This window comes from Halorussus lipolyticus (assembly GCF_029338375.1).
Classification (GTDB): Archaea; Halobacteriota; Halobacteria; order Halobacteriales; family Haladaptataceae; genus Halorussus; species Halorussus lipolyticus.
Genome location: NZ_CP119804.1, coordinates 387,668 through 406,220, shown reverse-complemented (window position 1 = coordinate 406,220; position 18,553 = coordinate 387,668). Strand labels below are relative to the sequence as shown.

Genomic DNA, 18,553 nt, shown 5'->3' with positions numbered 1-18,553 from the left:
GGCTTATTTTTGCTATTTCGACTCCCCAGCAATGCTTTATATCGTTGGATACCCATATTCTGGTAGACAGTCGGTGATCGACGACATGGCAATACAGGCACCCAACCTGACGCGCGTGGTGGACCCCGACGGGACCGTGAACGAACATACCGACCCGGAACTCTCGGAGTCGGAAGTAACAGACCTCTATCGACTACAGGTACTCGCGCGGACGTTCGACGAGAAGGCGGTCAAACTCCACCGGCAGGGCCGCATCGGCACCTATGCGCCCCTCCAAGGACAGGAGGCCGCGCAGGTCGGCGCGACCTACGCGCTCTCGGACTCGGACTACTGCTTCCCGACCTACCGCGACCACGCGATGTATCTCACCCGAGGACTCGATTTGGAGGAGGTCCTCGTCTACCTCCTCGGCGAGGGTAACTACGTTGACCGCGAGGACCCCGAGGGTCTCCGGACCTTCCCGCCGACGATTCCCATCGCCACCCAACTCCCCCACGCCGTCGGGACGGGCATGGCGGCCGACTACAAGGGCGACGATTCCGCCACGCTGGTCAGTTTCGGCGACGGTGCCACCAGCGAGGGCGACTTCCACGAGGGGATGAACTTCGCGGGCGTCTTCGACGCGCCAACCGTCTTCTTCTGCCAGAACAACCAGTGGGCCATCTCGGTCCCGCGAGAGCGCCAGACCGCCTCGGCCACCATCGCCCAGAAGGCCCAAGCCTACGGCTTCGAGGGCATCCGGGTGGACGGTAACGACGTGTTGGCGGTCTACAGCGCAGTCAAGGACGCCCTCGACGCCGCGAAGGACGGCGAGGGGCCGCGACTCATCGAGGCCGTGACCTACCGACAGGGTGCCCACACGACCACCGACGACCCCTCGAAGTACCGCGACGACGAGGAGGTAGCGGAGTGGCGCAAGAAGGACCCGCTGGAGCGCACCCGCGAGTATCTGGAGGACACCCATGACTGGTCCGACGACGACGAGGACGAACTCCGCGAGTGGGCCGAACAGCGCGTGGCCGAGGCGGTCGTCAACGCCGAGGAGCGCACCGGACTCGACGTGGACGACATCTTCGAACACGTCTACGCCCAGACGCCCGACCACCTCCGCCGACAGCGTCAACAGGTCGTGGACGACCCCGAAGTCGAGCGTTGACGCGGTCCGCGACCGAACTCTCCGAAATTCGACAGTCGTAATCCGAGCATACGCCACCAAACTCGGTTCGTTCCGCGGAAGCGTTCAGGTGGCTTTTTACTATTCGACCCGCAACCCTCTCGTATGACAGTAGCGGACGATTCAGCAGAAGAGCACGGCCATCACCTCCCGGCCGTCGAGGACTGGCCTCGCGGCTTCGGCGAGGCGAGTTGGTGGCCCTTCATCACCGCACTCGGCGGTGCGGGCATCTACATCGGGGCCGCCCTGTTCCTCCTCGGGCAGGGACAGCAACCCATCGTCAACCCGATGTACGGGCCGCTCGCGTTCGTCGGGTCCGTCGCGCTGTTCCTCGCCGGACTGTACGGCTGGGTCTACCACGCCTTCGTCAAGGCGTTCTGGTCCAGCGACGGTCACGGCGCGGGCGCGCTCAGATGGGGCATGGTACTATTCCTCGGCTCTGAAATAGCGACGTTCAGCGCCGGGTTCGTGTATTACTTCTTCATCCGCGTGGGCACGTGGTCCACCGAAGGACTGCCACACCTCGTCGGGTCGCTGGTACTGGTCAACACCGCCCTGCTGGTGCTGTCCAGCATCACGCTCCACTGGGGCCACATCGAACTCCGGAAGGGCAACCGCCAGAACTTCCTCATCGGCCTCGCCGCGACGCTCCTGCTCGGAGTCATCTTCATCGGCGGGCAGGTGTACGAGTACTACGCGTTCATCCAACACGAAGGGTTCACCATCGGTTCGGGCATCTTCGCCAGCGCGTTCTACGGCCTGACCGGTCTCCACGGTCTCCACGTCTCGATGGGCGCGGTCCTCATCGGCATCGTGTTCATCCGCGCGCTCTACGGGCAGTACACCGCCGACCGCCACGTCTCGGTCACGACGGTTTCGATGTACTGGCACTTCGTGGACGCGGTCTGGATTTTCCTCGTCGTCGTGCTGTACGCCGGCGCGGAAGTCGCAGTCTGAGAACGCGAGTCCGCAGTTCCCTTTTCGTCGTTCGTCTCTCCCCCGAGAGCCACGGCTACTCCGTGAGGCTCTCACCGCCCACACTCGATGCGCTCGGTCGGTCGAAGCGACCGGGCGATGGTCTCCCGGTTCGCTATCCGGGTTACTCTCGGTCTGCGACTGTCGGTCCTCGGGCGTCTCGGCTATCTCGGCTACCACGGCTACCACGGCCACCACGCCGCTCGGAGATGCTCACCGCGAGTCGTCCCTAGACGACCGGAGTCCGAATCGCCCCGAGTGACGACTCGCCAGTCGGGGCACCCACCGGAGGTCGGGCGAAACTCCTGCGCCATGCGAGGAGACGATTCGACCGGGAACAGACCGGTCCGAGACCGACCCAGAGCCGACGGCAAGCGACGAGGACCCGAGCGGAACGAGCCTCCCACGTCGCGCTCGTCGTCAGCGAGTCGAACGTGCGCGTCATCGCCCGGCGACCACCCGGCCACGGCGTGGACATGGCCGGGGAGGGACGACGCGGGCCGCGATTGCACGTCGCCACGTCGTGGGGTCGGCAGTGAGGTCCGGTCACGTCTCCCGCGGTGCGCCGTCGGTACGCGCGTCTACCGAGAGCGTAGCGAGAGATGACGGTCGAAAAGAGCGCCGAAAGGAGAGCGAGACAGCACGTCAGCACCGTGGAGCCGAGATGCGGAAGGAAAGATGGAGAAACAGCGAACCGGTTAGCTCGAACTGTTGCCCTGCTGTTCGTCGAGCCAGTCTTGATACTCGTCTTGGCTCACGACTTCGACTTCGCCGAGCATCTTCGAGTGGCCGACGCCACAGTACTCAGCGCAGTAAAGCTGATAGGTGCCGGTTTCGGTGAGCTTCGTCTTGATGGTGTTGTGTTGGCCGGGGATGGCGTCCTGCTTCAGGCCGAGTTCGGGGACGTGGAAGGCGTGAAGCCAGTCCGTAGACGTGATATTCAAATACACGTTCTGGCCCTTCGGGAGGACGAGCGTACCGGTCGCCGAGACGTTCTCACCCTCGTAGTTGTAGTTCCAGAGGTACTTCTGGCCGACGACTTCGACTTCAACCGCGTCCTCGCCGGGGTCGATGTCGCTCTGGGCCTGCGAGACGTAACTGTTGGCCATCACGCCGTAGGAGGCGTACCCGACGACCAGCAGGACCAGCGCGGTGGCGATGGTCCACGAGATTTCGAGGCGACGGTTCTCCTTGGTCGGCTTCGGGTCGTCGTTCTTACGGTACTTCCAGACGGTGTAGATGAGGATACCCTCGACCAACACCGTGATGGGAATCGCCATGTAGAGAAGCTGAGTGTTCAGCGACCGAATCAGCTCCTCCGTGGTGGACTCGTAGGCGAGCGCCGGGTCGGCGAACAGGGCGAGTGCCGCGACCCCCAGTACCGTTGCGAAGGCTGTCCGCTTGGAACTCATACTGGTCGGGAATTAGGACGAGACTCATAAATACCTACTGACTTTCCCCGTCGCCCCCCGCTCGATTCGGCCCTCGTCCGCCTCTCGATTCGGTTCTTCTAAATACGACGAGTCACGAGTCTCTTACAATAGGAGATTCGCGCGTGACCGAACACAATTCTTCCCCGTCCGGGCGATTCGCCTCCCTACTCGCTGTGACGGCGATGGGCGTCTACCTGCTGGTGGTCGTGGGTGCGACCACCGCGCTGACCGACGCCGCGGCGGCGTGTCCGACGTGGCCGGCCTGCAACGGCAACTGGCTCGTCCCGCTCGACCAGCCCAAACTGGCCGTCGCGTGGGGCCACCGCGTCGTCGCGCTCGGCGTCGCACTCGCGCTGACGGCGACGACGATTCTCGGCTGGCGAATCGACACCTCGCGCAAGGTCCGGTCTGCGCTCACCACCGCGGCGGTCCTCTACCCAGTGCAGGTCGGACTGGGCGCGTTCGCCGCGACTACCGCCACGCCGGCCCTGCTGTCGGCGGTCCACCTCGTCGTTGGCATGGCCATCTTCGGCGGCATCGTCGTCGCGCTGGCGTGGACTCTCGAACCCGAGGAGTACGACGAACCGACCGGCGTCGAGGACCCCGAGGAGGTCCCCGACGCCGAGGAGCCTGTGGCCTCCCAGCCCAGACCAGACGGTCTCATCGCTCGCGCGAAGCGAACCGGCTTCGCCTACTTCCGACTGATGAAGCCCCGTCTGATGTGGCTTCTCTGTCTGGTGGCCTCGGCGGGGATGGCGATGGCGGCCGGTCCCTCGCTCCGAGTCGGGACCGTCCTCGCCACGCTGACCGGCGGCGTCCTCTCTATCGGCGCGTCGGGCACGTTCAACCACGTCCTAGAACGCGACGTGGACCGGAAGATGAACCGCACCGCCGACAGGCCCGCGGCGACCGACCAGATTCCGGTCCGGAACGCCATCGCCTTCGGGTTCGCGCTCGCTGGCCTCTCGCTTGTCGCCTTCCTCTCGGTGAACCTGCTCGCCGCGGTGCTGGGGATGTTCGCCATCATCTTCTACAGCGTCGTCTACACCCTCCTGCTCAAGCCCAACACGGTCCAGAACACGGTCATCGGCGGGTTCGCCGGGGCGCTCCCGGCGCTCATCGGCGGGGCCGCGGTCACGGGCGACATCGGTCTGCCCGCGCTCGTGTTGGCCGGCGTCATCTTCCTCTGGACGCCCGCCCACTTCTACAACCTCGCGCTGGCGTACAAGGACGACTACGCCCGCGGCGGGTTCCCGATGATGCCCGTGGTCCGAGGAGAGGCCGTCACTCGCAAGCACATCCTGCTCTACCTCGGGGCGACCCTGCTGTCGGCGGGTCTCCTCTCGACGGTCACGACGCTCGGATGGCTCTACGCCGGGACCAGCGTGGCCTTCGGCGGCATCTTCCTCTGGGCGGTCGTCCGACTCCACCGCGAGCGCACCGAGGAGGCCGCTTTCCGGTCGTTCCACGCCTCGAACGCCTATCTGGGCGCGCTCCTGATTGCGGTCGTCGCCGACGCGCTGGTCTTCTGAACGACTATCATGACCCGAACACTCGGCTTCGACGCGGACCGCCTTCGACCGAATCGGGACACCCTGCTGTGGGCGGGGCTGATTCTCAACACCGAACTCATCCTGACCGCGGTGTACCTGCTGGTCTCGGACGCGACAGTCACCGAGTGGCGCTACTTCGTCTTCCCGTTCGTGTGGATAAACGTCTCCATCTGGGCGTTCGCTCGGACCAAGCCCTCTGGCGGGTCGAAGCGCACGCGCTACCTCGGGGCGGCCATCGCCGTCGGCTACTTCTTCCTGCTGGCCTACGCGGGCGGCCTGCTCAAACCGGGACTCGTCGTCCACAGTCACGCGGGCGGTGCGGCGGCCGGACACACTCACGCCACTGGCTGGCGGGTCAGTTGGCTCCCGCCGGGGTGGGGACCGGCGGTCAGCTACATCGGGTCGTTCGTCCAACTCACCCTGATGCCGTACAAGGTCGTGGGCTACCTCGCGCTGGCGTATCTGGTCTACGACACCGTGCTGGACACCGCGGGGTCGGCGGTGTCGGGCCTCCTCGGACTGGTCTCGTGCGTGAGTTGCACGTGGCCGGTCGTCGCCACGCTCGCGGCCGGCCTCGCAGGAAGCGGCACCGCGGTCGCGGCCGCCGCGAGCGAGTGGTCCTACACCCTCGGGACGATTGCCTTCGTCGTGACGGTGGTGCTTCTGCGATGGCGGCCGACGATTCGGTGACGCTCGGGGGAAGCGGGGAGCGCGCGAGCGTCTCGCAGTAAGCAACATTTACAATTCTTTAAACTTCAAAAATATTGTCTGGGCGTCCGTTAGTGATGGGCCAACGACAGGAGTTATTTGATATGATAATTGGAGATAAATATAATCTGGCTCGCACTAGACGTTCGTCTGACAGCTATGTCGACTCCCGGCGAGGACACCCGGCGTCTCGCGTCGATGCTCGCGGACCGGGCGGACCACGAGTCGGTCACTACCGCCCGGTTAGCGGGCACCGACGACGCGGTTGCGGACCTCGAATCCGCCGTCGTGACCCACCTCGTACCCGGCGAGCGACCGATGTTCTGCTTCGAGTGCCACGATTCGGGCGTCGGCCTCGGTGAACCCGAGGCCACGGTCGAACCCGAGCGAGGCGGTATCTACTGCGTCACGGACCGCCGCGTGTACGTCCAGTTGGGTCTCCCCGACGACGACGAGTCGCTGAGCGTTCGCCACTGCGAGGTTTCCGGCGTCCGCTACCGCGAGGGGCGGCGACATCACCGCCTTGACCTCGCGGCCTCCGACACGATGTACTTCCTCTGGGTTTCGGCGAACGCCGACCCCGCCGCCGTCGCCCGCGCCGCCGAGTACGTCACGTCTCAGTCCGACGCCGAGTCGCCCGAGACAGATACCGAGGACGAGCGGTCGTCGGGAGAGTCGAGTCTCAGCGACCGACTCGAACGACTCGGAGACGCCAAATCGCGGGGCCTCATCGACGACGACGAGTTCCAGCGCCGGAAGGACCGACTCTTAGACGAGTGAGGTCACTCGATGCGGTACTCCGCGAAGTCGTCGCCGTACCCGAAGTAGCCGAGCAACCAGTTCCACTTCTCGGGCACGCTGTGACCCTTCGGCGCGTCGGTCATCTTCTCGGCGACGAACGAAGGATTCCACTCGACCTCCTCGGTCTCTCGGAGTCGGACCGCCGCGTCGGCCACGCGCTCGGCGTCTCGCTCGGACCCGAACTCCGCCGTGACTTTCGTCTCGACGTTCGCCCTGAAGTGGTCGGCGTCGCTCATACCCGACGTATCCGGTCGGTTACACAAGAACCTGCCGGCGGCGGAATCGAACGCCTTAGGGGCCGACCACTGCAACAGTCGGGCATGGCAGACGTACTCGTCGCCGAGGACGTGCGCAAATCCTACGGCGACGCGACTGCGCTCTCGGGCGTCTCGCTGTCGGTGGGCGAGGGCGAGGTGTTCGCGCTCATCGGGCCGAACGGCGCGGGCAAGACCACGCTGGTCCGGGCGCTGACCGGCACGACCGAACCCGACGCGGGGTCGGTGTCGGTGTTCGGGACCGACCCGGACGAGACCGACCGACAGCGCCTCGGCCTGCTCCCCCAGTCGTTCGACCCGCCGGAGCGACTGACCCCGCGGGAACTGGTCGAGTACTACGCCGGACTCTACGACGAGGCCCGCGACCCCGAGGAGGTCCTCTCTGAGGTCGGTCTCGACAGCGACGACCCGACGTGGTACGAGAACCTCTCTGGCGGCCAGAAGCGCCGGACCTGCGTCGGGACCTCGCTGGTCAACGACCCGGACGTGCTGTTTCTGGACGAACCCACGACCGGCATCGACCCCGGCGGCCGCCGGGCGCTCTGGTCGCTCATCGAGGAGTTAGCGAATCGCGGCACCACCGTCTTCCTGACGACCCACTACATGGAGGAAGCCGAACGCCTCGCCGACCGGGTGGGTCTGCTGGCCGACGGCGAACTCGCGGCGGTCGGAACGCCCGCCGACCTCGTGGCCGAGTACGGCGGTCGGACCCGAGTCGTGGTCGAGACCGATTCGGACGGCGAGGACGTTGCGTCGGCCGAAGCGACCGACGCGCTCGCGGAGACAGACTTCGAGGTCGAGACCGGCGACGGCCGGGTCACGATTGGGGGCGTCGAACCCGAGGACATCGGCGAGGTGGTCCGGGCGCTCAACGACGCCGGGGTCGCCTACGAGGCCCTGACGTGGAAGCAACCCGACCTCGAAGACGCCTTCCTTCGGTTGACCGGGCAGTCGGTCGCCGGCGAGGGCGTGGCGGTGGGTCGAAAAAGCGGCTTGGAGACCGAAACCGGAACCGAGGGCGACACCGCAGTCGCGGGAGGAGAACGATGAGCACCACTGGTCGGGTCCGGGCGGAGGCCAGTTCGGCGTGGCGGTCGTTCACCCGACGGCGGACCGCGGTCTTCTTCACGTTCTTCTTCCCGGTCATCCTCATCCTCATCTTCGCGGTGCTGGTCCAGACGAATCCGGGTGGGGGCGGCCTGTTCGCCCAACCGCCGGGCTACTACCTGCCGGGGTATCTGGCGGTGGTCGTGCTGTTCACGCCCCTCTCGCGGGTCGGCTCTGAGGTGGCGCGCCACCGGGAGGGCAACCGCTTCGAGAAGTTGGCGACCACGCCGCTGTCCCGGCCCGAGTGGTTGCTGGCCCACACGCTGGTCAACGTCGCCATCATCGGCATCGCGGGCCTGCTCATCTTGGGCCTGATGGCGCTGGTGACGGGCACCGCGAGCCTCGCACTTGCTCCCAGAAATCTGGCGCTGGTGGCCGTCTTCCTCGGATTCGCGGTCGCGCTGTTCTGCGGACTCGGCGCGGTGCTGGGCGGACTCGCCGACTCCCAAGACGGCGTGATTGCCGCGAGCAACACTATCGCGCTTCCCCTACTCTTTCTCTCGGACACGTTCATCACGCCCGGTCTCCTCCCGGCGTGGTTCCGGCCCGCGATGGGTCTCTCGCCGCTGACGTACTTCGCTCGCGGCGTTCGGGGCCTGACCTACCAACCGCCCGAGACCGGTCCGACGCTCCTCTACCGACAACCGCTGGCGGGGTGGGAGTTCAACCTCGGCGTGCTGGTCGCGCTGACGCTCGTCTTCTTCGCCGCCGGGGCCTACGCGATTCCCCGGACGGACTGAAGCGGGCCTCGCCTCTCGGTGTCTCGGACAGCAACACACTTGGGTTGACAGTCCAAACCCCAGATATGGCCACTTCAACCGCAAAGCGGCGGGTCAAGGACAACCCGCGTGCTGTGACGACGGTCCTCTCGGTGCTGGGATACGTCCTCGTCCTCGGAACGTTCGCGGGCATCCTCCCCATCTACCCCGAACTCGAACGCGCGACCGTGGACCTCCTGAGCCACGGCATCGCTGTCGTCAACACCGCGGCGCTGACCGCAATCGTTCTCGGATGGCGGTGGATTCGCCGGGGCGAAGTCGAGAAACACCGGACTGCGATGCTGACCGCGTTCTCGCTCATCCTCGTCTTTCTCGTCCTCTACCTGACGAAACTCGGCGGGGGCGGCGAGAAGCACATCGCCGCGAGCGGACTGGTCTACTACGCCTACCTCGTGATGCTGGCGATTCACGTCGTCCTCTCGGCGGTGTCGGTCCCGGTCGTGGTCCACGCCGTCGTACTCGGGTTGACCCACACCCCGAGCGAACTCCGGGACACCGCCCACGCGAAGGTCGGGCGCATCGCCGCTGTGGCGTGGGGTCTGAGCCTCGCGCTCGGCATCGTGACCTACGTCCTTCTCAACCACGTCTACGGCGTCGAGGAGTACGTCCCGGTCTTCCTCCCCATCCTCCCGTGACAGCGGAATCGGACATCTCGACCGCCGTCGAGGACGCCCTCGGCGTCTCGACCATTTCGGTCGCCGAACTCGACGGCGGCGAGGTCGGCCGGGTCCACCGCGTCTCGCTCGCCGACGGGCGGACCGTCGCGGCCAAGACCGGCGACACGCCGCTCGAAGTCGAGGCGTTCATGCTCTCGGTCCTCGGCGACCACGGGCTTGCGGTCCCCGAGGTGTTCCACGCCGGCGACGACCTGCTGGTGCTGGAGTACGTCGAGGGTGACGGCGAGTTCGGCCCGGACGCCCAGCGCGACGTGGCCCGCCGTCTGGCCGCGCTCCACGAGGAGACGCCCCGAAAAGCCCTCGGGCGCTTCGGATTCCCCAGAGACACCCTCTCAGGACCGTACCGTCAGCCGAATCCGTGGACCGACTCGTGGGTCGCGTTCTACCGGGACCACCGCCTCCGCCGGATGGCCGAGGCCGCCCGCGACGAGGGCCTCCTCTCGGCTTCCCTCTCGGACCGCCTCGACGCGCTCGCTGACGACCTCGGGTCGTGGCTCCCGGATTCGCCCCGGCCGTCGCTGATTCATGGCGACGTGTGGGCCGAAAACGTGGTCGCGCGCGACGGCGAAGTTCGGGCCTTTCTCGACCCGGCGTGCTACGTCGGCCACGCGGAAATCGAACTCGCCTACGCCGACTTCGCGGGGTTGGGCGAGGCGTTCTTCGAGACCTACGACCGCGAGCGGGGCCTCGACTCGGGATTCTTCGAGGGTCGGCGCGCAGTCTACCAGTTGTACCCGCTCCTCGAACACCTGCGGTACTTCGAGGACGACCGGTACGCTCGGAAAATCGAGACGCGACTGACCGACCTCGGTTACTGACGGTCCTCGACGCCACCCCTGCGAGCGGCGTCTCTCGGGCCGAGCAACCGTTTCCGACGACCGACTTCGCGTCTTGGCGTCTCCTCTGGGACTCCGGGCGAAGTCGGACATCTACACATTCGGTAAAGAATTGCTTTTAGGTCTAAAACAAATCGCTGTATTTCCCTCGTCGCCCGTCGCGGGGGATAAGCACAGCCCTAAAATACGCGCTCGACAACTGTGGTTTCAAGAACCCAAATGAAATTTCAGGCGGGTTTCCGTAACTGTCAAAGCCGAACGCGAAGAAAGGACGGGTATGAGCGCAGATTCCGAACAGCAGTCGATTCGCTGTCTCGTCGCAAAGGTCGGACTCGACGGACACGACCGAGGAGCGCACGTCATCGCCCGCGCCTTCCGTGACGCCGGGTTCGAGGTCATCTACTCTGGCCTCCACAACGCGCCGGACGAAATCGTGCAGGCCGCGGTCCAAGAGGACGTGAACGTGCTGGGCATCTCCATCCTCTCGGGCGCGCACAACACCCTCGTCCCCAAAATCATCGACGGTCTCAAGGAGTACGACGCCTTCGAGGACACCCTCGTCCTCGTCGGCGGGGTCGTGCCCGACGACGACAAGGCGGAACTCAAGGAGATGGGCGTGGCCGAAGTGTTCGGTCCCGGCACGCCGATGGAGGAGACCATCGAGTTCGTCCGCGAGAACGCTCCCGAGCGATGAGCGCCGAACCCGACCACGCCGAACTGGTCGATGAACTGCTCGCGGGCAAACACCGCGCGCTGGCCCGGACCATCACCAAAATCGAGAACCGCGCGCCGGGCTATCGGAATCTCGTCTCCCAACTCCACCAGCACACCGGCAACGCCGAGGTCATCGGTATCACCGGAAGCCCCGGCGCTGGCAAGTCTACGCTGGTGGACAAGATGGCCAACTACTACCGCGAGCGGGGCGAGACGGTGGGCGTCATCGCGGTGGACCCCTCGTCGCCGTTCACGGGGGGCGCGGTGCTGGGCGACCGCATCCGGATGGCCAGCAACGTCGGCGACATGGAGGTCTTCTTCCGGTCGATGAGCGCGCGCGGCACCCTCGGCGGTCTCTCGACGGCGACCACCGACGCCGTGAAGGCTCTCGACGCATTCGGCAAGGATAAGATTATCATCGAGACGGTCGGTGCCGGGCAGAACGAAATCGACATCGTGAAATCCGCCGACACGGTGGCGGTGCTGGTCCCGCCGGGGAGCGGCGACGACGTGCAGATGCTCAAAGCCGGCATCCTCGAAATCGGCGACGTGTTCGTGGTCAACAAGGCCGACCTGAAGGGCGCGGACCGCACTGTTCAGGAACTCCGGGAGATGGTCCACATGCAGGAGGACAACACCGCGAACCTCGCCACCGGCCACCACGGCGCGGGCGCAATCCCGGACGACGAAAACGACGACAGCGACGCTGACGCCGAGGTCGACGAACCGGAAAGCTGGGAGCCAGCCATCGTGGAGACCATCGCCAAGGACGGCGAAGGGGTCGAGGAGTTAATCGAAACCCTCACAGCCCACCACGACTACCTCGAAACCTCGGGTCTCCTCGAAGACAAAGAACGGATGCGCTACGCCGAGGAGATTCGGAACCTCCTCCGGGACGACGTTGGCAACCTGCTGGAAGCCGAAATCGAGCGCAGAGGCGGCATGGACGAACTGGTCGCTGGCGTCGTGGCCCGCGAAACCGACCCCTACACGGTCGCTGACGACATCATCGACCCCATCGAGGACTGCATGGACCAACTGGGCGACCGAGACGAGTAGTCACCAAACCGCTTCGCTTTCCCTTTCTTCGGCGCCGCTCTCGCCGACCGAACGCCCGCGAAAAAGAGCGCGAAATCCCCGACTACCGAAGCCAGCGCACGAGTCGCACGAGCAGAGAGACGGCCGTGCCGATGCCGGGCACCTTCGAGGAGAGCGCGGCCGCCCCGACGAGCAACATCCCGCTTTTCTTCCGCCCGCGGACGAACGCCATGGCGGCGTCCACGAGCGTCGAGACGATGCTGAGTTTGTTCATCGACCGCGAATTAAAGTTTGCCATCGCTACGTGGACAGAGTGTCCGAAGCGGGAAATAGAACGTGGCCACTTGTGAGACTACCGAGCGAAGAACCGAAAACTGCCCACAAAACGAAACCCGAAAAGCCGTCTAAATCTCGCTCTCGAAGTCGTCGAGCGAGTAGGTCGGCTCGGCACCGCGGCGGTCGAGCGTCTCGTTGGCCAACAGCCAGTAGACGACCGACAGCGCCTTGCGACCCTTGTTGTTCGTCGGGACCACGAGGTCCACGTTGCTGGTGTTGTTGTTGGAGTCGCACATGGCGATGACCGGGATACCGACCGTGATGGCCTCCTTGACGGCTTGGGCGTCACCGATGGGGTCGGTCACGACCAGCACGTCAGGCTCGATGTAACCCTCGTACTTGGGGTTGGTGAGGGTACCGGGGATGAATCGACCGGTCCGCGCTCGCGCTCCGACCGCTTCCGCGAACTTCTCTGCGGGGAAGCGACCGTACTGGCGCGAGGAGGTGACCAGAATCTGCTCGGGACTGTAGTTGGCGAGGAAGTCCGCCGCAGTCCGGATGCGCTGGTCGGTCTTCGAGACGTCGAGGACGTACAGCCCGTCGGTCCGGACGCGGTGGATGAACCGCTCCATGTCTTGGGTCTTCTGCTGGGTCCCGATGTGGGCACCAGCGCCGAGGTAGTCCTCGACCGGGATGAGGAGGTCGGCCTCCTCTTGGTTCTCCATGACGTCCTCGTCGAGGTTCGGTCCCTCGTCTTCGACGTCTTCGGTTGCTTGTTCGTCGTCAGCCTCGCTTGCCACGTCCGCGTCGGGGTCTTCCGACGGCTCCGCGCCGCCAGCACCCTCGGGTTCCGCGTCGATCTCGGATTCCGCGGCGTCGAGGCCTTCCTCGTCTACCTGTTCGGGGTCGTTTTCACTCATAGTCGTGATGCGTTTTGCTCGATGCGAATGAGTTCGTTCAGTTTAGCAGTTCGCTCGCCGCCGACCGCGCCCGTCTTGATGTACGGCGCGGCGGTCGCCACGGCGAGGTGTGCGATGGTCGTGTCCTCGGTCTCCCCGCTCCGGTGGGAGATGACCGGCTGGTAGCCGTTCTCGACCGCGAGTTCCACGGCGTCCACGGCGTCGCTGAGGGTGCCGATTTGGTTGGGCTTGACCAGAATGCTGTTACCAGCGCCCTGCTCGATGCCCGTCTCCAGTCGCTCGACGTTGGTGACGAACAGGTCGTCACCGCAGATGAGCGTCCGGTCGCCGACCTTCTCGGTCAGTTCGGCGAAGCCCTCGTAGTCGTCCTCGTCCAGCGGGTCCTCCACGTACGCGAGGTCGTACTCGTCTGCGAGGTCCGCGATGTACTCGATTTGCTCGTCTGGCGAGCGCGTCGTGTCGCGGTAGACGTACTCGTCGTCGTCCTCGTCGTACATCTCGGCACCGGCCACGTCGAGGCCGAACTTGATTTCGAAGCCGAACTCGTCGGCGACGGTTTCGGTGGCCTCGTCGACGATTTCGAAGGCCTCGTCGTCGTCGATGGAAGGTGCCCACGCGCCCTCGTCGCCTTTCCCGGCCGAGATGTCGCGCTCGTTCAGCAGGTCGTGGACCTCCTGATGGACCGCGGCGTTGGCGAACACCGCGTCTTGGACGTTCGGCGCACCGACCGGCGCGGAGAGGAACTCCTGAATCGCCGTCGCGTCCGCGGCGTGTTCGCCACCGCCGACGACGTTACCGAGCGGCGTCGGGAACTCCTCGCCGCGGAAGGCACCGCCGAGGTGCTGGTAGAGCGGCGCACCGGTCACGTCCGCCGCGGCCTTCGACGCGGCCATGCTAATTGCGACTGCGCTGTTCGCGCCGATTTCCGAGAAGTCGTCGGTGCCGTCTGCGGCGCGAAGCGTCCGGTCAACGTCGCGTTGGTCACCGACGTAGACTTTGCCTTCGAGTCGGGGAACCGCGTGTTCGCGGGCCGAAGCGATGGCCTCGCTCGGGTCAAGCTCGATGGCCTCGTACTCGCCGGTCGAGGCCCCGCTGGGGGCCGCCGCCCGGCCGAAGCCACCGCTCTCGGTCAGCACGTCGGCCTCGACTGTCCGATTGCCTCGGGAGTCGAGGACCTGACGAAGCCGAACGTCGGTGACGAGCGTCATTTCTCACCTCGACGGACCGTGAACGGCAGAACGCCCGCGTCGTACTCGTCGGCCGCGATGAGAATCGGCTCGGTCTGGTCGGTGTCAGTCAGCACGGGCGCTCCGTACGACACTTGCAGGGCGCGTGCCCCGATGATGCGAGCCTTCTCGTAGCGGGAGTAGCGTTGCTGAGCCATTACTGGTAGGGAGCGACGATATCGACGAGGTCCTTGTGCGAGACGAGCATCCGGCGACAGCACTGTCGCTCGACGCCGAGTTCGTCGAGGACCTTCTCTGGGTCCTCGTCGCCCTCTTTCGTCGCCGACCGTGCTTTGAACTCTTCCCAGTACTCCCCGACGACCATACCGCACGTGAAACAGCGGACTGGTACCATCATGGGTTATCGTGCCTCCATCGTGGACCGCGGGTTTCCTGTCATGGCGTTAGCGGTAGGATTTCTGGTAGCGGGCACGAGCGCCGGGACCGCCCCACTTCTTGGGCTCGGAGCGCCGCGAGTCGTTGACCAACAGCGACCGGTCGAACTCGATGAACGCGTCTCGGAGTTCGGCGTCGTTGGTGTACTGGACCAGACCGCGCGCGATGGCGGTCCGAACGGCGTCTGCCTGTCCGCTGATGCCGCCACCCTGCACGTCGATTTCGACGTCTACCTCGTCGCGGGCGGCCTCGTCTGCGATGCGGAAAGGTTCCAGCATCTTCAGGCGAGCCGTCTCCGGTTCGACCAGCTCGACGGGCTGGGAGTTGATTCGCACTCGACCCTCGCCTTCCGTGACGGTGGCGCGGGCGATGGCCGTCTTCTTCTTTCCACTCGTGTTGGTCACCATGTGACGTTAGCACCCAGATTCTTACTGATTTCGCCCAGTTGGACGAAGCGAATGTTCGACAGTCGGTCCAGCGACGTTCCCTCGAGGACTTCGCCGTCCTCGTCGTAGGGATTGCCGACGTAGACTCGAACGTTCTCGAACGCCTCGCGGCCCTTGTCTTCCTTGTAGGGAACCATCCCGCGGATGGTCCGCTTGAAGATCATGTCGGGGCGCTTGGGGTAGTACGGACCGCTGTCCGAACCCAGTTCGGCGCGCTTCTCGTAGGTGGACATCACGTCTTCTTCGCTTCCGGTGATGACCGCGTCCTCGGCGTTGACCACCGCGACGCGCTCGCCGTCGAGTGCGCGCTGTGCTACCTGACTCGCCACGCGACCGAGGATGCAGTCGCGGGCATCGACAACGACGTCTGCGTCGAATTCTGCGAGACTCATCGAATCACCCGGACGTTCGAGCCCTCGGGGTTCTGTTCGATTGCCTGTTCGAGTTCGAGAACCTCACCGTCGGCTTGCTCGATTTTCGTCTCCGCGGTGGACGAAAAGTCCACGGCGGCGACGGTAACTTCTTTTTGCAGGACTCCGCTCCCGAGAACCTTGCCGGGCACGATGACGGTTTCGTCCTCCTCGGCGTATCGCTCGATGCGACCGAGGTTGACTTCCGCGTGCGTGCTCCGGGGCTTCTCGAGGCGGTCCGCGACAGTACTCCACACGTCGGCGTCCGAATCGCGGGACACCGACTTCAGGTCAGCGATGAGACTAGTGAGCCTCGGATTCGTCTTGCTCATAATACTTCCTCCTGATGGGAATAAGAACTGAAGTGCAGGGAGCAGGATTTGAACCTGCGGACTCCTACGAGACAGCGCCCTGAACGCTGCGCCGTTGGCCTGACTTGGCTATCCCTGCACGTCTGAGAACACACGTGCAACCCGTCGCGGGCAACAGTGTGTTGTGGATGGCCCTTCAAACCACTTTCGGTCTGACTTCCGAACTGCCCGGAAGTCCGCCCACCAATCGCCGCGGAGTCCTGCGACTTTCGGAGGGAGGAGAACGCCGATGTGTGGTTCGAAGCGCCCGGCATTGTTACAGTTGTACAGCCTGTTCGAGTTCGTCCGCGCGGTCGCTAATCGAAGCGGCCGCGGCGGTGACGATTTCGTCTACGGTCAGCGACCCGTCGGTCTCGACGTCGAACACGAACGCGTTCGATACGTCGTGGACCTCGACTTCCTTGCCGGGATACCGGTTGGTCAGGTCGTGGTCGAACTCCTCGGTCGGGACGAGTTCGCCATCGTCTTCGATGACGCCGCGGAGGATGTTGGTCTCCTCCTCGCTGTACTCGTCCGCGTCGCCGAGGACTTCCACGCGCTGAAGGTGCCGGTAGCCGACGGCCACGCCGCCCTGATGTTTGGCGTGGTCTTTCCCCGTCGAGAGGACGGCGTCGGCTTCGAGTTCGAGCCGCTGGTCGTCCTTCAAGTCGATGATGGGAACGTTGTCGTCGGCCGGTTGGACCATCCCGTCGGAACTCACGAGGTCGCCCGAGTACGCGGTACTCGGTCCCGACACGTCGAGGCTGAGGGTGACAGTGTCGCCCTCCTCGAACTCGTCGAGCGGCGTGCTGAGCGGGACCAGACCGAGCCGTAGCCCGATCTGCTCGTCGAACATCACCGACGAGTTCTCGACCATCCGAACCGTGTCGATGGAGAGGGTCGGAACGTCCGCGATGATTGCTCGGCGAATCCCGTTAGCGAACGCCGGGGTGACGCCGCGAACGAGGAACTTCGCGTCGCGGTCGCCGCGTTCGATAAACTCGACCTCGTAGTCTTCGGTCATGTGTTAGAATCCACTCTTGCCCTTGGGGGCGCGGGTACCGTCGTGCGGGATGGGGGTCACGTCCTCGATGCGACCGATTTCGAGGCCGGCGCGAGCGAGCGCGCGAATCGTCGCCTGCGCACCCGGACCGGGGTTCTGCTGAAGGTTGCCACCGGGACCGCGCACGTTGACGTGAACGCCCTCGATGCCTGCCGCCTTGACCTCCTCGGCGACCGTCTCGGCCATCTGCATCGCGGCGTAGGGCGAGGACTCGTCGCGGTTCTGCTTGACGACCGTCCCGCCGCTGGACTTGGCGATGGTCTCCGCACCGGTCAGGTCAGTGACCGTGATGATGGTGTTGTTGAACGATGCGTGAACGTGGGCTACGCCCCATTTCTCGTCGTCGTTTGCGCTCATTCGTTACCCTCCGCTCGTTCGGGGTGCAGTTCGTCCGCAAGCGGGCTGTTCTCGTCGAATTCGACGGTTGCCTCCTCGGCCGTCTCGACCTTGTAGGAGGGGGCCTGCACGCGCTGACCGTCAACCTCGACGTGTCCGTGGACCACGAACTGTCGGGCTTGGTTGGGCGTGTTGCCCAGACCCTTGCGGTAAGCGACCGTCTGGAGACGGCGCTCCAGCACGTCGGTCACGTCCAGCAGAAGCACGTCGTCCAGTTCGTCGCCATCGTCGAGGATGCCGACGCGCTGGAGACGACTGACGAACTCCTCTCCTTCGACGGCCTCAGTGTCACCCTGTGCACGCTGTGCGAGGATGTTCCGGGCCTCGCGGCGGTAGCCACGAAGTTCGGACTGGGCCTTCCAGAGTTCCTGCTTGTTCTGGAGTCCGTATCGGTCGAGGAGACTGCGCTCCTCGGAGATACGTTCGCCCTGATACGGATGGTTCGGCGTCTCGTAGGCTTTGGTGTTCTCTCCGAGCGCCATTATTCTTCACCACCCTCCTCTGCTTCGGCGGCCTGTTCTTCCTTGATCTCCTCGACGTTGACGCCGATGGTGCCCTCGGTACGCCCCGTCGAACGGGTGCGCTGACCGCGGACCTTCTGGCCACGCTTGTGGCGGACGCCCTTGTACGAGTCGATCATCTTCATCCGGTTGATGTCCTGACGACGGGTCATGTTCAGGTCGTTGCCCGTCTCGTGGGTGGTCTCCCCGGAGAAGAAGTCGTTGCGGTGGTTAGCGAGCCATTCTGGGACCTCGTCGGCGAAGTTCTCGACGGCCTCGACGACGGTATCGATTTCGTCGTCTTCGAGTCGGCCGAACGTCGCCGTGCGGTCTACGCCGGTCTTGTCGGCGATGATGCGCGCCGCTCGGCGACCGATCCCGTTCAGTTCGGTCAGGGACCGTTCGACGGACTTCGTCCCATCGAGGTCGGTCTGACCGATGCGGACGAAGTATCGGAGGTCCTCGTCTTCCTCCTGTGGTTCTTCTGTACTCATGGTTTG

The 18,553-nt window shown here is 65.0% G+C and carries 25 protein-coding genes and 1 tRNA gene; 11 read left to right on the top strand and 15 right to left on the bottom strand.

The window, feature by feature from the left end; all coding sequences use genetic code 11:
* The first annotated feature begins 85 nt into the window (after positions 1 to 85).
* Together pdhA and P2T57_RS02115 are read left to right on the top strand one after the other, a co-directional pair.
* Complete coding sequence (pdhA, locus tag P2T57_RS02120) at positions 86 to 1,156, top strand: pyruvate dehydrogenase (acetyl-transferring) E1 component subunit alpha (RefSeq protein ID WP_276300825.1); 1,071 nt, start codon at positions 86 to 88, stop codon at positions 1,154 to 1,156.
* A 123-nt stretch (positions 1,157 to 1,279) separates the two neighbouring features.
* Positions 1,280 to 2,131 (top strand): cytochrome c oxidase subunit 3, encoded by an 852-nt coding sequence (locus tag P2T57_RS02115; RefSeq protein WP_276300824.1) that lies wholly within the window; start codon positions 1,280 to 1,282, stop codon positions 2,129 to 2,131.
* A 716-nt stretch (positions 2,132 to 2,847) separates the two neighbouring features.
* Here the strand turns inward: P2T57_RS02115 and coxB are convergent.
* The gene (gene coxB, locus P2T57_RS02110; protein WP_276300823.1) at positions 2,848 to 3,561 is read right to left on the bottom strand and encodes a cytochrome c oxidase subunit II; all 714 of its coding nucleotides are present in this window, start codon (positions 3,559 to 3,561) and stop codon (positions 2,848 to 2,850) included.
* Positions 3,562 to 3,704: 143 nt separating this feature from the next.
* On the opposite strand from coxB, the gene cyoE reads away from it, so the two are divergent.
* The 3 genes from cyoE (at position 3,705) to P2T57_RS02095 (ending at position 6,623) form a co-directional block, all read left to right on the top strand.
* Complete coding sequence (gene cyoE / locus P2T57_RS02105; RefSeq protein ID WP_276300822.1) at positions 3,705 to 5,114, top strand: heme o synthase; 1,410 nt, start codon at positions 3,705 to 3,707, stop codon at positions 5,112 to 5,114.
* Between the two features lie 9 nt (positions 5,115 to 5,123).
* A complete protein-coding gene (locus P2T57_RS02100; RefSeq protein WP_276300821.1) occupies positions 5,124 to 5,825 on the top strand; it encodes a DUF7546 family protein in 702 nt (233 codons plus the stop codon).
* Between the two features lie 177 nt (positions 5,826 to 6,002).
* Positions 6,003 to 6,623, top strand: a complete 621-nt coding sequence (locus P2T57_RS02095) for an SHOCT domain-containing protein (protein WP_276300820.1) — start codon at positions 6,003 to 6,005, stop codon at positions 6,621 to 6,623.
* Between the two features lie 2 nt (positions 6,624 to 6,625).
* On the opposite strand, the gene P2T57_RS02090 is transcribed toward P2T57_RS02095, so the two are convergent.
* The gene (locus tag P2T57_RS02090; RefSeq protein ID WP_276300819.1) at positions 6,626 to 6,880 is read right to left on the bottom strand and encodes a WNWW family protein; all 255 of its coding nucleotides are present in this window, start codon (positions 6,878 to 6,880) and stop codon (positions 6,626 to 6,628) included.
* An 84-nt stretch (positions 6,881 to 6,964) separates the two neighbouring features.
* Between P2T57_RS02090 and P2T57_RS02085 the strand changes: the two genes are divergently transcribed.
* From P2T57_RS02085 to meaB, 6 genes are all read left to right on the top strand, one after another.
* Positions 6,965 to 7,969, top strand: a complete 1,005-nt coding sequence (locus P2T57_RS02085; protein WP_276300818.1) for an ABC transporter ATP-binding protein — start codon at positions 6,965 to 6,967, stop codon at positions 7,967 to 7,969.
* Entirely contained in the window at positions 7,966 to 8,766 is an 801-nt protein-coding gene (locus tag P2T57_RS02080; RefSeq protein WP_276300817.1) for an ABC transporter permease, read from the top strand. Before P2T57_RS02085 ends, P2T57_RS02080 begins: the two co-directional genes overlap by 4 nt.
* Positions 8,767 to 8,831: 65 nt before the next feature.
* On the top strand, positions 8,832 to 9,440 hold the full coding sequence (locus P2T57_RS02075; RefSeq protein WP_276300816.1) for a DUF420 domain-containing protein: 609 nt from the start codon (positions 8,832 to 8,834) through the stop codon (positions 9,438 to 9,440).
* Positions 9,437 to 10,300 carry a fructosamine kinase family protein gene (locus P2T57_RS02070; RefSeq protein ID WP_276300815.1) on the top strand — a complete coding sequence of 288 codons (864 nt, stop codon included), beginning with the start codon at positions 9,437 to 9,439 and terminating at the stop codon, positions 10,298 to 10,300. The genes P2T57_RS02075 and P2T57_RS02070 overlap by 4 nt, the downstream gene beginning before the upstream one ends.
* A gap of 295 nt (positions 10,301 to 10,595) precedes the next feature.
* A complete protein-coding gene (locus P2T57_RS02065) occupies positions 10,596 to 11,012 on the top strand; it encodes a cobalamin B12-binding domain-containing protein (protein WP_276300814.1) in 417 nt (138 codons plus the stop codon).
* Positions 11,009 to 12,091 carry a methylmalonyl Co-A mutase-associated GTPase MeaB gene (meaB, locus tag P2T57_RS02060; protein WP_276300813.1) on the top strand — a complete coding sequence of 361 codons (1,083 nt, stop codon included), beginning with the start codon at positions 11,009 to 11,011 and terminating at the stop codon, positions 12,089 to 12,091. The genes P2T57_RS02065 and meaB overlap by 4 nt, the downstream gene beginning before the upstream one ends.
* An 82-nt stretch (positions 12,092 to 12,173) precedes the next feature.
* Here meaB and P2T57_RS02055 read toward each other — a convergent pair whose 3' ends face one another.
* The 13 genes from P2T57_RS02055 to P2T57_RS01995 form a co-directional block, all read right to left on the bottom strand.
* Positions 12,174 to 12,368, bottom strand: a complete 195-nt coding sequence (locus P2T57_RS02055) for a hypothetical protein (protein WP_420028508.1) — start codon at positions 12,366 to 12,368, stop codon at positions 12,174 to 12,176.
* Positions 12,369 to 12,474: 106 nt separating this feature from the next.
* The gene (gene rpsB / locus P2T57_RS02050) at positions 12,475 to 13,266 is read right to left on the bottom strand and encodes a 30S ribosomal protein S2 (RefSeq protein ID WP_276300811.1); all 792 of its coding nucleotides are present in this window, start codon (positions 13,264 to 13,266) and stop codon (positions 12,475 to 12,477) included.
* Positions 13,263 to 14,474, bottom strand: coding sequence for a phosphopyruvate hydratase (eno, locus tag P2T57_RS02045; RefSeq protein WP_276300810.1), 1,212 nt, complete (start codon positions 14,472 to 14,474; stop codon positions 13,263 to 13,265). The genes rpsB and eno overlap by 4 nt, the downstream gene beginning before the upstream one ends.
* Positions 14,471 to 14,650 (bottom strand): DNA-directed RNA polymerase subunit K, encoded by a 180-nt coding sequence (locus P2T57_RS02040; RefSeq protein ID WP_135826734.1) that lies wholly within the window; start codon positions 14,648 to 14,650, stop codon positions 14,471 to 14,473. The genes eno and P2T57_RS02040 overlap by 4 nt, the downstream gene beginning before the upstream one ends.
* A complete protein-coding gene (locus P2T57_RS02035; RefSeq protein WP_163521271.1) occupies positions 14,650 to 14,850 on the bottom strand; it encodes a DNA-directed RNA polymerase subunit N in 201 nt (66 codons plus the stop codon). Before P2T57_RS02035 ends, P2T57_RS02040 begins: the two co-directional genes overlap by 1 nt.
* Positions 14,851 to 14,896: 46 nt before the next feature.
* Complete coding sequence (locus P2T57_RS02030; protein WP_276300809.1) at positions 14,897 to 15,295, bottom strand: 30S ribosomal protein S9; 399 nt, start codon at positions 15,293 to 15,295, stop codon at positions 14,897 to 14,899.
* Entirely contained in the window at positions 15,289 to 15,726 is a 438-nt protein-coding gene (locus P2T57_RS02025) for a 50S ribosomal protein L13 (protein ID WP_276300808.1), read from the bottom strand. Before P2T57_RS02025 ends, P2T57_RS02030 begins: the two co-directional genes overlap by 7 nt.
* Positions 15,723 to 16,076, bottom strand: coding sequence for a 50S ribosomal protein L18e (locus P2T57_RS02020; protein ID WP_276300807.1), 354 nt, complete (start codon positions 16,074 to 16,076; stop codon positions 15,723 to 15,725). The genes P2T57_RS02025 and P2T57_RS02020 overlap by 4 nt, the downstream gene beginning before the upstream one ends.
* Before the next feature lie 33 nt (positions 16,077 to 16,109).
* Positions 16,110 to 16,194, bottom strand: a tRNA-Leu gene (locus P2T57_RS02015).
* Between the two features lie 177 nt (positions 16,195 to 16,371).
* Positions 16,372 to 17,118: a DNA-directed RNA polymerase subunit D gene (locus P2T57_RS02010; protein ID WP_276300805.1), complete on the bottom strand. Its 747-nt coding sequence runs from the start codon at positions 17,116 to 17,118 to the stop codon at positions 16,372 to 16,374.
* Positions 17,119 to 17,121: 3 nt separating this feature from the next.
* The gene (locus P2T57_RS02005; RefSeq protein WP_135826728.1) at positions 17,122 to 17,514 is read right to left on the bottom strand and encodes a 30S ribosomal protein S11; all 393 of its coding nucleotides are present in this window, start codon (positions 17,512 to 17,514) and stop codon (positions 17,122 to 17,124) included.
* On the bottom strand, positions 17,511 to 18,035 hold the full coding sequence (locus P2T57_RS02000; protein ID WP_276300804.1) for a 30S ribosomal protein S4: 525 nt from the start codon (positions 18,033 to 18,035) through the stop codon (positions 17,511 to 17,513). Before P2T57_RS02000 ends, P2T57_RS02005 begins: the two co-directional genes overlap by 4 nt.
* Positions 18,035 to 18,547 (bottom strand): 30S ribosomal protein S13, encoded by a 513-nt coding sequence (locus P2T57_RS01995; protein ID WP_135826726.1) that lies wholly within the window; start codon positions 18,545 to 18,547, stop codon positions 18,035 to 18,037. The genes P2T57_RS02000 and P2T57_RS01995 overlap by 1 nt, the downstream gene beginning before the upstream one ends.
* Between the last annotated feature and the right edge of the window lie 6 nt (positions 18,548 to 18,553).